Below are 9,275 nucleotides of genomic sequence, written 5' to 3'. Positions count from 1 at the left end.
AACCCGGAGACGGGCGCCCGAAGGGTGCCGTGGTGGCGCCCGAACCCGGAGACGGGCGCCGGGACGGCGGGACGGCGGGGCGGGAGGAGGCGCCACCCGCCTACGATCGACGGTTGTGAGCGCAGCCGGCGACAGCGACGACCAGCAGCAGACCCCCGCCGCGGACGCGGCCGCCGGGGCACCCCCGCAGCGCGGCACGGCCCGCCCGATCGTCACCTACGGCACACCGGTGCTGCACCGGCCCTGCGCCGACGTCACCGCCTTCGACGACGCGCTGCGCGCCCTCGTCGACGACATGTTCGCCAGCATGGCCGCCGCCGAGGGCGTCGGGCTGGCCGCCAACCAGATCGGCGTCGACGCCCGCGTGTTCGTCGTCGACTGCCCCGACGAGAGCGAGCGCCACGTCGTCGCCCACGTCGTCAACCCCGTGCTGCACCTGCCCCGCGGGCTGCGGCGCACCCTCGACGTCGACGACGAGGGCTGCCTGTCGGTGCCGGGGGAGCACGCCGAGCTGGCCCGCTCGGCCCGCGCGGAGGTCACCGGCGTCGACGTCACGGGCGCCCCGGTGCGCATCGTGGGCACCGGGCTGCTGGCCCGCTGCCTGCAGCACGAGGTGGACCACCTCGACGGCCTCGTCTACGTCGACCGGCTGCCCGCGCACGTGCGCGCGGAGGTCCTCGGCGCCGCCGGGCTCGACACCGCCCCACCCCCCGGCGCCGCGCAGGGCCGGGGCGGGGGCGGCGCGGCGGGCGGGCGGCGGTGACCGTCGTCCTCGGCATCGAGACCTCCTGCGACGAGACCGGCGCCGGCCTCGTCGCCGAGGGCCACCTGCTCAGCGACGCGCTGTCCTCCAGCATGGACGAGCACGCCCGCTTCGGCGGGGTCGTGCCGGAGATCGCCGCCCGCGCCCACCTGCAGGCGATGCTGCCCGTGGTGCGCACCGCGCTGGAGCGGGCGTCGCTGGAGCCCGGCGACGTCGGCGCGGTCGCCGTCACCGCCGGGCCCGGGCTGTCCACCGCGGTGCAGGTGGGCCTCGCCGCCGGCAAGGCCCTCGCCTTCGGCCTCGGCGTGCCGCTGTACGGCGTGCACCACCTCGCCGGCCACGCCGCCGCCGACGTCCTGGAGCACGGCCCGCTGCCGCAGCGCTCCGTCGCCCTCGTCGTCTCCGGCGGGCACACCTCCCTGCTGCTGCTCGGCGACCTCGCCCGCGACCGGGTCGTCCACCTCGGCGACACCGCCGACGACGCCGCCGGCGAGGCGTTCGACAAGGTCGCCCGCATCCTCGGCCTGCCCTACCCGGGGGGCCCGAGCATCGACCGCGCCGCCCGCGACGGCGACCCGCGCGCCATCGCCTTCCCCCGCCCCCTGACCCGTCCCTCCGACCCGCCGTACGGGTTCTCCTTCTCGGGGCTGAAGACCGCCGTGGCGCGCTGGGTGGAGCACCACGGCGGCCCCGGCGGCGACGGGGTGGCGGTCGCCGACGTGGCCGCCTCCTTCCAGGAGGCCGTCGCCGACACCGTCACCCGCAAGGCGGTCGCCGCCTGCCGCGACCACGGCGTGGACACCCTGCTCGTCGTGGGGGGCGTGGCGGCCAACTCCCGGGTGCGCGCGCTGGCCGAGGAGCGCTGCGCCGCCGCCGGGATCGAGCTGCGCGTGCCGCCGATGCGGCTGTGTACCGACAACGGCGCGATGATCGCGGCCGTGGGCGACGCCCTCGTGCGCGCCGGGGCGCCCGCCTCGCCGCTGGGGCTGGGCGCGGACCCGTCGGCGCCGCTGACCGGGGCGCTGCTCACCGGCCCCTGGGGCTGATCCCGGCCGGTGGCGCGCGGGCACCCGGCGCCGGGTTCCCGCGTTGGCCCCATCGGTCCGGCGCGCCGATGCTGGTGCGACCGGCCGGTCCAGCCCCCCGCACCAGGAGGTCGCAGTGCCCATCGACTACAACCGCCGCCCGTCCGCCCCGCAGCCGGAGGACCGGCAGCCGGCCGTGTCCCTGTCGAAGGTGACGCTCACGAAGGCGGCGCCGCGGGTCTCGCTCACCAAGCGGGGCGGCACCGGCGGTGTGCTGCGGGTCAACCTCAACTGGAACTCGCGACCGGCCGCGCCGCAGCAGCGCGGCGGGTTCCTCGCCAAGCTCACCGGTGCCGGCGCGGGCGGCAGCGGCGCGGTGGACCTCGACCTCGGTGCCCTCTACGAGTACGCCGACGGCAGCAAGGGCGCCGTGCAGGCCCTCGGCGGCGCCTTCACCGACGGCCGCCCCCGGCCGCTGCTGCGCCTGGACGCCGACGACCGCAGCGGCGCCGCCAGCGGCGGGGAGAACCTGCACGTGGACCTCTCCGACCCCGCCGCGATCAAGCGCGTCCTCGTCTACGCCTTCATCTACGAGGGCACCCCGAACTGGGCGGAGGCCGACGCCGTCGTGACGCTGTTCCCGGCCTCCGGCGCCGAGGTGGAGGTCCGCCTCGACGAGCACGACCCGCGCTCGCGGATGTGCGCGGTGGCCCTCATCACCTCCGACGGGCGCGAGGTCACCGTGCAGCGGGAGGTCCGCTACGTCGAGGGCGGGCAGCAGGCCCTCGACGAGGCGTACGGGTGGGGGATGCGCTGGCGCACCGGCCGCAAGTGAGCCGCCCGTGACCTGACCCGCCCGGGTGAACGGCCCGGGCGGGTCTCAAGCGGTGCGCCGCCGGCGACGACAGCGCTGGGGTGAGCGCAGCGATCCGGCGACCCGCGGCCCTGGTGGCCCTCGCGGCGCTGCCCTTCGCCGCCTACACCGCGGTCTTCACCGCCACCGGCGACCCCGGCGGTGTCGCGCGGGTCCTGTGGACCGCCGGGCTGGTCGGCGTGCTGCTGCTGGCCGTGCGCCGGCCGCTGCGCGTCGCCGAGGACCGGGCGGCGTGGACGGCCGTGGCCTGCGCCGTCGCGGCGTGGGTGCTCGGCGACCTCGTCGGCACCTACCTGGTGGCCCCGTCGCTGTCGACGCTGCCCACCGCCTCCGACGCCGTCTTCTACCTCCTCTTCCCCTCGCTGCTGCTCGCCACCGCCCTGCTCGGCCGCCGGGACGCCGCCCGCGGGGACCAGCGGGAGGAGACCACCTCCACCCCGCTGGACGGGCCCATCTCCGCGCTCGGGGCGGCGGCCCTCGTCGGGTGCTTCGTCGTCGCGCCCGTCTGGCCCTGGGTCGGCACCGCCGTCGCCACCGCGCCCGCCGCGCTCGTCTACCCCGCGCTCGACGTCGTCTGCGCCCTGGCCTGCCTGCACCGGCTGCGGCGGGCGGGCGGGACCCGCCGGCACGCCCTGCTCCTGCTGGCCGCGGCGGCGCTGCTGCTCGCGGCCGCCGACACCCGCTTCCTCGTGCGCACCGTCGACCCCGGCGCCGGCAAGGACGTCGTCGCCGACGTGCTGTGGGCGGGCACCCTGCTCGTCCTCGCCGCGGCGGGCAACCTCCTCGAGCACGTCCGGACCGCCCCGCGCAGCGCCGCGGCCCCCACGTTCGCCGCCGGCGTCGGCGCCACGCTCGTGCTCGCCCTCGCGCCCTGGACCGATGTGCCGCCCGCCGCGGTCGTCCTCGCCACCGCCGCCGTCGTGCTGTGCCTGCTGCGCCTGGTCATCGTCGTGCGGCAGGCCCGCGCCCTGGCCGACGCCCAGCACCGCGCCCTGCGCGACGCGGCCACCGGCCTGGCCACCGCCCGCGGCGTCGCCGAGCGGCTGGAGGCCATGGTCGAGCAGGCCGCGCCGTTCGCCGTCGTGCTGCTGGACGTCAGCAGCTACAAGCAGCTGCGGCTGTCCCTCGGCAGCCGGCTCGGCGGCGAGCTCATCACCCAGATCGCCGCCCGGTTGCGCGCCGCCACCGCCGGCGGCGAGCTCGTCGGCCGCGCCGGGGAGGACGAGTTCACCGTCGTCGTGCCGCTGCGGGACGACCCGCAGGGCGACCGCACCACCGGCGTGCGGCGCGCCGGCGAGCTCGTGCGCTGCTTCGACGAGGCGTTCGCCCTGGAGGGCATCACCGTCCACGCCCGCGTCACCGCCGGCGTGGCGACCTTCCCCGACGACGGCACCAGCGCCGCCGAGCTGCAGGCCGCGGTGGAGCTCAGCACCTCCCACGGCTCCGTGGAGGGCGCCCAGGTCAGCGCGTACTCCCGCTCGATGGAGGACCAGGCCCGGGTGCGCCTGGCCCTGGCGGGGGAGATCGGCGAGGCGTTCGCCGGCGGGCAGGTCGTCGCCCACCTGCAGCCGCAGGTGCGCCTCGGCGACGGCCGGGTGCTCGGCGCCGAGGCCCTCGTCCGCTGGCAGCACCCCCGGATGGGCATCCTGACCCCCGACCGGTTCCTGCCCGCCGTGCAGCACACCAACCTCATGCGGCGCGTCACCGACACCGTGCTGCGGCAGGCCGCGGCGCAGGCCGTGACGTGGCGGCCGTGGGGGATGACGGTGGCGGTGAACCTGTCCCCGTCGGACCTGCTCGACCCGGAGCTGCCCGACCGGGTCAGCGGCATCCTCGCCGCGGCCGGCGCCCTGCCCGCCGAGGTTCGCCTGGAGGTCACCGAGGACGCCGTGATGGCCGACGCCGACCGCATCGCCGAGACGCTGGCGGAGTTGCGCCGGCGCGGCCTGCGCATCGCCGTCGACGACTTCGGGCAGGGGCACTCCTCCCTGGCCCGGCTGCGCGAGCTGCCCTTCGACGAGCTGAAGATCGACCGGGCCTTCCTGTGGCGCGGCACCGACCCCACGCCCGCGGAGACGGCCATCGTGCGGGCCGCCGTGGCGCTGGCCAAGGACCTGTCCCTGGAGGTCGTCGCCGAGGGCCTGGAGACGCCCGACGCGTGGGAGCGGCTGCGCGACATGGGCTGCGACGCCGTGCAGGGGTACTGGGTGTCGCGGCCGCTGGCCCCGCACGCCTTCGGCGGGTTCCTCGACGGCTGGGCGGCGCGCGTGCCCGGCGCGGCGGGGGCGCACCTGCTGGGGTGAGCGCCCTCTCGTAGCGTGGTCGCCCGTGGTCGCGGGCGCTCGGGTGGACGACGGGTCGGGGGCCGGCGGCGGTGGGCGCCCGGCGGCCGTCGCGATGGTGCTCGCCTCCTGCGCCTCGGTGCAGGTCGGCGCGGCGTTCGCGGCCCAGCTCTTCGGCGCGGTCGGCCCCGCCGGTGCGACCGCCCTGCGGCTGGCCACCGCCGCCGCGCTGCTGCTCGGGTGGGTGCGGCCGCGGGTGCGCACGTGGACGCGGGCGCAGGTGCTGCCCGTCGTGGCGTTCGGCGTCAGCCTCGCGGGGATGAACAGCGCGTTCTACGCCGCGCTGCAGCGGATGCCCCTGGGCCCGGCCGTCACCGTGGAGTTCCTCGGGCCGCTGACGCTGGCGGCCGTGCTGACCCGCCGCCGCCGCGACCTGCTGTGGGTCGTCCTGGCGCTGGCGGGGGTGGCGCTGCTCGGCCTCGGCGGTGGGGAGGGCGCCCGCCCGGACCCCGTCGGGGTGGGGCTGGCGCTGGTGGCGGGGGCGCTGTGGGCGGCGTACGTGCTGCTCAGCGCCCGGGTGGGTGCGGTGCTGCCCGGGCAGGCGGGGCTGGCGGGGGCGATGGCGGTGGCGGCGGTGCTGGTCGTGCCGGTGGGGGTGGTGCAGGCGGGTGCGGCGCTGCTGGAGCCGCTGGTGCTGCTGGCGGGCGCGGCGGTGGGGGTGCTGTCGTCGCTGGTGCCGTACAGCCTGGAGCTGGTGGCGCTGCGGCGGTTGCCGGCCCGCACGTTCGGGGTGCTGCTGAGCCTGGAGCCGGCGGTGGCGGCGCTGGCCGGCTGGGTGGTGCTGGACCAGGGGCTGGGCGGGCACGGGGTGGTGGCGGTCGCGCTCGTCGTGGTGGCCAGCGCCGGTGCCACGGGCGCGGCCCGCCGCGGGGCCCCGCCGCCGGCCCCGGAGGTCTGAGCCGCGCCGTCCTCCTGCGCCCTTCTCCGGGTTCGGGCGGTCGAGAGGTGCCCGTGGCGCGCCCTTCTCCGGGTTCGGGCGGTCTCGGGGATCTGCTCCCCACGGCGGCGACCCCGCGCACTAGGGTCTGCCTCGCCGACGGAGGCACCCGCCCCGGCCGGACGCGCAGCGCAGCAACGCCGAGGAGGACGCCGAGGATGACCGACACGACGTCGCAGGCCGGCACGGGGCACGCCCCCCGCACCGTCGACCCCGACCCCGACTTCGCCGCGCAGGCCGTCGCGCAGGCCGCGCTGTACGAGGAGGCCGACACCGACCGGCTCGGCTTCTGGGCGCGGCAGGCCCGCGAGCTGCTGACGTGGGACACCGACTTCACCCAGACCCTCGACTGGTCGGGCGCGCCGTTCGCGAAGTGGTTCGTCGGCGGCCGCCTCAACGTCGCCGTCAACTGCGTGGACCGCCACGTCGAGGCCGGCGACGGCGACCGGGTGGCGCTGCACTTCGAGGGCGAGCCCGGCGACACCCGCACCATCACCTACGCCGAGCTCGCCGCCGACGTGCGCCGCGCCGCGAACGCGCTGGCCGCGCTCGGCGTGCAGGCCGGCGACCGGGTCGCGATCTACCTGCCGATGATCCCCGAGGCGGTCGTGGCGATGCTGGCCTGCGCCCGCCTCGGCGCCCCGCACTCGGTCGTCTTCGGCGGCTTCTCCGCCGACGCGCTGCGCAGCCGCATCGAGGACGCCGAGGCGAAGGTCGTCATCACCTGCGACGGCAGCTACCGCCGCGGCAAGCCCACCACCCTCAAGCCCGCCGTGGACGCGGCCCTGGCCAAGGGCGCCCCGAGCGTCACGAACGTCCTCGTCGTCAGGCGCAACGGCGAGGCCGTGGACTGGACCGAGGGCCGCGACGTGTGGTGGCACGACGCCGTGGGCGCCGCGGGCGAGGAGCACGAGGCGCAGGCGTTCGACGCCGAGCACCCGCTCTACATCCTCTACACCTCCGGCACGACGGGTAAGCCCAAGGGCATCCTGCACACCTCCGGCGGCTACCTCGCGCAGGCGGCGTACACGACGAAGAACGTCTTCGACCTGCGCCCGGAGCGCGACGTCTACTGGTGCACCGCCGACGTCGGCTGGGTCACCGGCCACAGCTACGTCGTCTACGGCCCGCTGGCCCTGGGCGTCACGCAGGTCGTCTACGAGGGCACCCCGGACACCCCGGACAAGGACCGCTGGTGGTCGCTGGTGGAGAAGTACGGCGTGACCGTGCTCTACACCGCGCCCACGGCGATCCGCACCTGCATGAAGTGGGGCGAGGAGTACCCCGGCCGCCACGACCTGTCCTCGCTGCGGGTGCTGGGCAGCGTCGGGGAGCCCATCAACCCGGAGGCGTGGGCCTGGTACCGCCGCGTCATCGGCGCCGACCGCACCCCGGTGGTGGACACCTGGTGGCAGACGGAGACGGGCGCCATGATGATCAGCCCGCTGCCGGGGGTGACGACCCTGAAGCCGGGCTCGGCGCAGGTGCCGCTGCCGGGTGTGGCGGCCGAGGTCGTCGACGACGCCGGTGAGCCGTTGGGCCACGGCCAGGCGGGCTACCTGGTGCTCACCGAGCCGTGGCCGTCGATGCTGCGCGGCCTGTGGGGCGACCCGCAGCGCTACGTGGACACCTACTGGTCGCGCTTCCCGGGCCGCTACTTCGCCGGGGACGGCGCCAAGCGCGACGAGGACGGCGACATCTGGCTGCTGGGCCGCGTCGACGACGTCATGAACGTCTCCGGGCACCGGCTGTCGACGGCGGAGATCGAGTCGGCGCTGGTCTCGCACCCCACCGTCGCCGAGGCCGCGGTCGTGGGCGCCACCGACGAGACGACGGGGCAGGCGGTCGTGGCGTTCGTCATCCTGCGCGGCGGTGCGCAGGAGGGCCCCGACACCGTCCGGGAGCTGCGCGAGCACGTCGGGCAGGAGATCGGGCCCATCGCCAAGCCGAGGTCGATCATGGTCGTGGCGGAGCTGCCGAAGACCCGCTCCGGCAAGATCATGCGCCGGTTGCTGCGGGACGTGGCGGAGAACCGCGCCACGGGCGACGTCACGACGCTGACCGACGCCAGCGTGATGGACACCATCCGCGCGGGCATGACGCGCTCGGAGGACTGAGCCGGCTCCCCTCGGCGGGTGGGGACGTCCCGGCGCGCGACACCGGCGCGCCGCGCGCGGGACGTCCCCACCCGCCGGGTGCGGGGTGGCTCCACCGCACCTGCACGTCTCCTCCGCGCCCGCCCCGCCGCGGCGCCCGGCCGCTGCGGCAGGCTGGGGCCGTGGCCTCCCGCGTCCCCCGCACCGTCCTCGCCGCCGAGGCCGCCCTCGGTGCCGCCAGCGCCCTCGGCCCCTCCTGGTTCGGCCTCGACGGCACCCGGCCCTGGCTCTACGCCGCCGCCCTGCGGGTGCCGGTCACCGGCGGGCTGGCGGAGGCGGCGGTGCTGGCCGGTGCGGTCGGCCTCGCCTCCCGCGGGGGCGCCGGCCGGCTGGCCCGCCCCGTCGCGGCGGTCCTGGCGGTGAGCGCCGTCCTCAGCGGCGCGGTCGTGCTGCACCGCGGCGCCGGCGCCGGGCACCTGCCGGCCGCGCAGCCGCAGGACGTCACCGTCGTCACCGCCAACACCCTGCACTCCCACGCCGACCCGGAGGCGCTGGCGGCCGTCGTGGTGCGGGCGGGGGCCGACGTCGTGACGATGCCCGAGACCACCCGGCAGCTCGCCGAGGAGGTCGCCGCGGCGGTGCTGGCCCGCGGCGGCCCCGCCCTGCAGGTGTTCACCCGGGAGGAGGTGCTGCGCGGCAGCGGGCAGACCACGGCCACGTCCCTGCTGGTCAGCGACCGCTGGGGCGCCTACCGGCAGCAGCCGGCCGACGAGCTGCGCATGACGTACGGGGCGGTCGCCGCGGTGCCCGTCGCGGGGGACGGGCCGCCCCTGGCCGCCGTCCACCCGGTGGCGCCGGTGGGCGACGAGCTGGACGTGTGGGAGCGCGAGGGGCTGGCGGCGGTGGCGTGGGCGCAGCAGCACCCCGGCTCCCTCGTCGGCGGGGACTTCAACGCCACCCTCGACCACCCCGCCTTCGCCGGGCTGGGCGACGGCCCGGTCGTCGACGTCGGCGCGGCCACCGGGACGGGCGCGCGGGGCACGTGGCCGGCGAAGGTGCCCGCGCTGCTCGGCTCGCCCATCGACCACGTGCTGGCCGACTCCCGCCGCTGGCGGCCGGTGGCCAGCGAGGTGGTCGACCTGCCCGGCAGCGACCACCGCGCCGTCGTCGCCCGGGTCGGCCCCGCCCTCCAGCAGCAGTTCCGCGTGCTGGGCCTCCCGCGCGGCCGCGACGACGGT

7 protein-coding genes are annotated in these 9,275 nt (G+C 77.5%); all 7 read left to right on the top strand.

Features of this window, described 5'->3' with window-relative positions:
• Window positions 1-115 precede the first annotated feature (115 nt).
• The gene (gene def, locus ABEB16_RS06345; RefSeq protein WP_425560114.1) at window positions 116-763 is read left to right on the top strand and encodes a peptide deformylase; all 648 of its coding nucleotides are present in this window, start codon (window positions 116-118) and stop codon (window positions 761-763) included.
• Entirely contained in the window at window positions 760-1,809 is a 1,050-nt protein-coding gene (tsaD, locus tag ABEB16_RS06340) for a tRNA (adenosine(37)-N6)-threonylcarbamoyltransferase complex transferase subunit TsaD (RefSeq protein WP_345711415.1), read from the top strand. Before def ends, tsaD begins: the two co-directional genes overlap by 4 nt.
• Window positions 1,810-1,924: 115 nt before the next feature.
• Entirely contained in the window at window positions 1,925-2,623 is a 699-nt protein-coding gene (locus tag ABEB16_RS06335; protein ID WP_345711414.1) for a TerD family protein, read from the top strand.
• 80 nt (window positions 2,624-2,703) lie between these two features.
• Window positions 2,704-4,965, top strand: a complete 2,262-nt coding sequence (locus ABEB16_RS06330) for a putative bifunctional diguanylate cyclase/phosphodiesterase (protein ID WP_345711413.1) — start codon at window positions 2,704-2,706, stop codon at window positions 4,963-4,965.
• 25 nt (window positions 4,966-4,990) lie between these two features.
• Window positions 4,991-5,902 carry an EamA family transporter gene (locus ABEB16_RS06325; protein WP_345711412.1) on the top strand — a complete coding sequence of 304 codons (912 nt, stop codon included), beginning with the start codon at window positions 4,991-4,993 and terminating at the stop codon, window positions 5,900-5,902.
• A 197-nt stretch (window positions 5,903-6,099) separates the two neighbouring features.
• Complete coding sequence (gene acs / locus ABEB16_RS06320) at window positions 6,100-8,058, top strand: acetate--CoA ligase (protein ID WP_345711411.1); 1,959 nt, start codon at window positions 6,100-6,102, stop codon at window positions 8,056-8,058.
• A 161-nt stretch (window positions 8,059-8,219) separates the two neighbouring features.
• Window positions 8,220-9,275, top strand: a 1,056-nt coding sequence (locus ABEB16_RS06315) for an endonuclease/exonuclease/phosphatase family protein (protein ID WP_345711410.1), incomplete at its 3' end; no start/stop codon positions are given.

This window comes from Kineococcus glutinatus (genome assembly GCF_039542765.1).
Taxonomy (GTDB): domain Bacteria; phylum Actinomycetota; class Actinomycetes; order Actinomycetales; family Kineococcaceae; genus Kineococcus_A; species Kineococcus_A glutinatus.
The sequence above is the reverse complement of the archived record's forward strand: the minus strand, read 5'-3'. Positions and strand labels throughout refer to the sequence as shown.

Bases quoted from the DNA above. Each gene is read 5' to 3' on its own strand.
- acs (WP_345711411.1), top strand. From the start codon at position 6,100: ATGACCGACACGACGTCGCAGGCCGGCACGGGGCACGCCCCCCGCACC.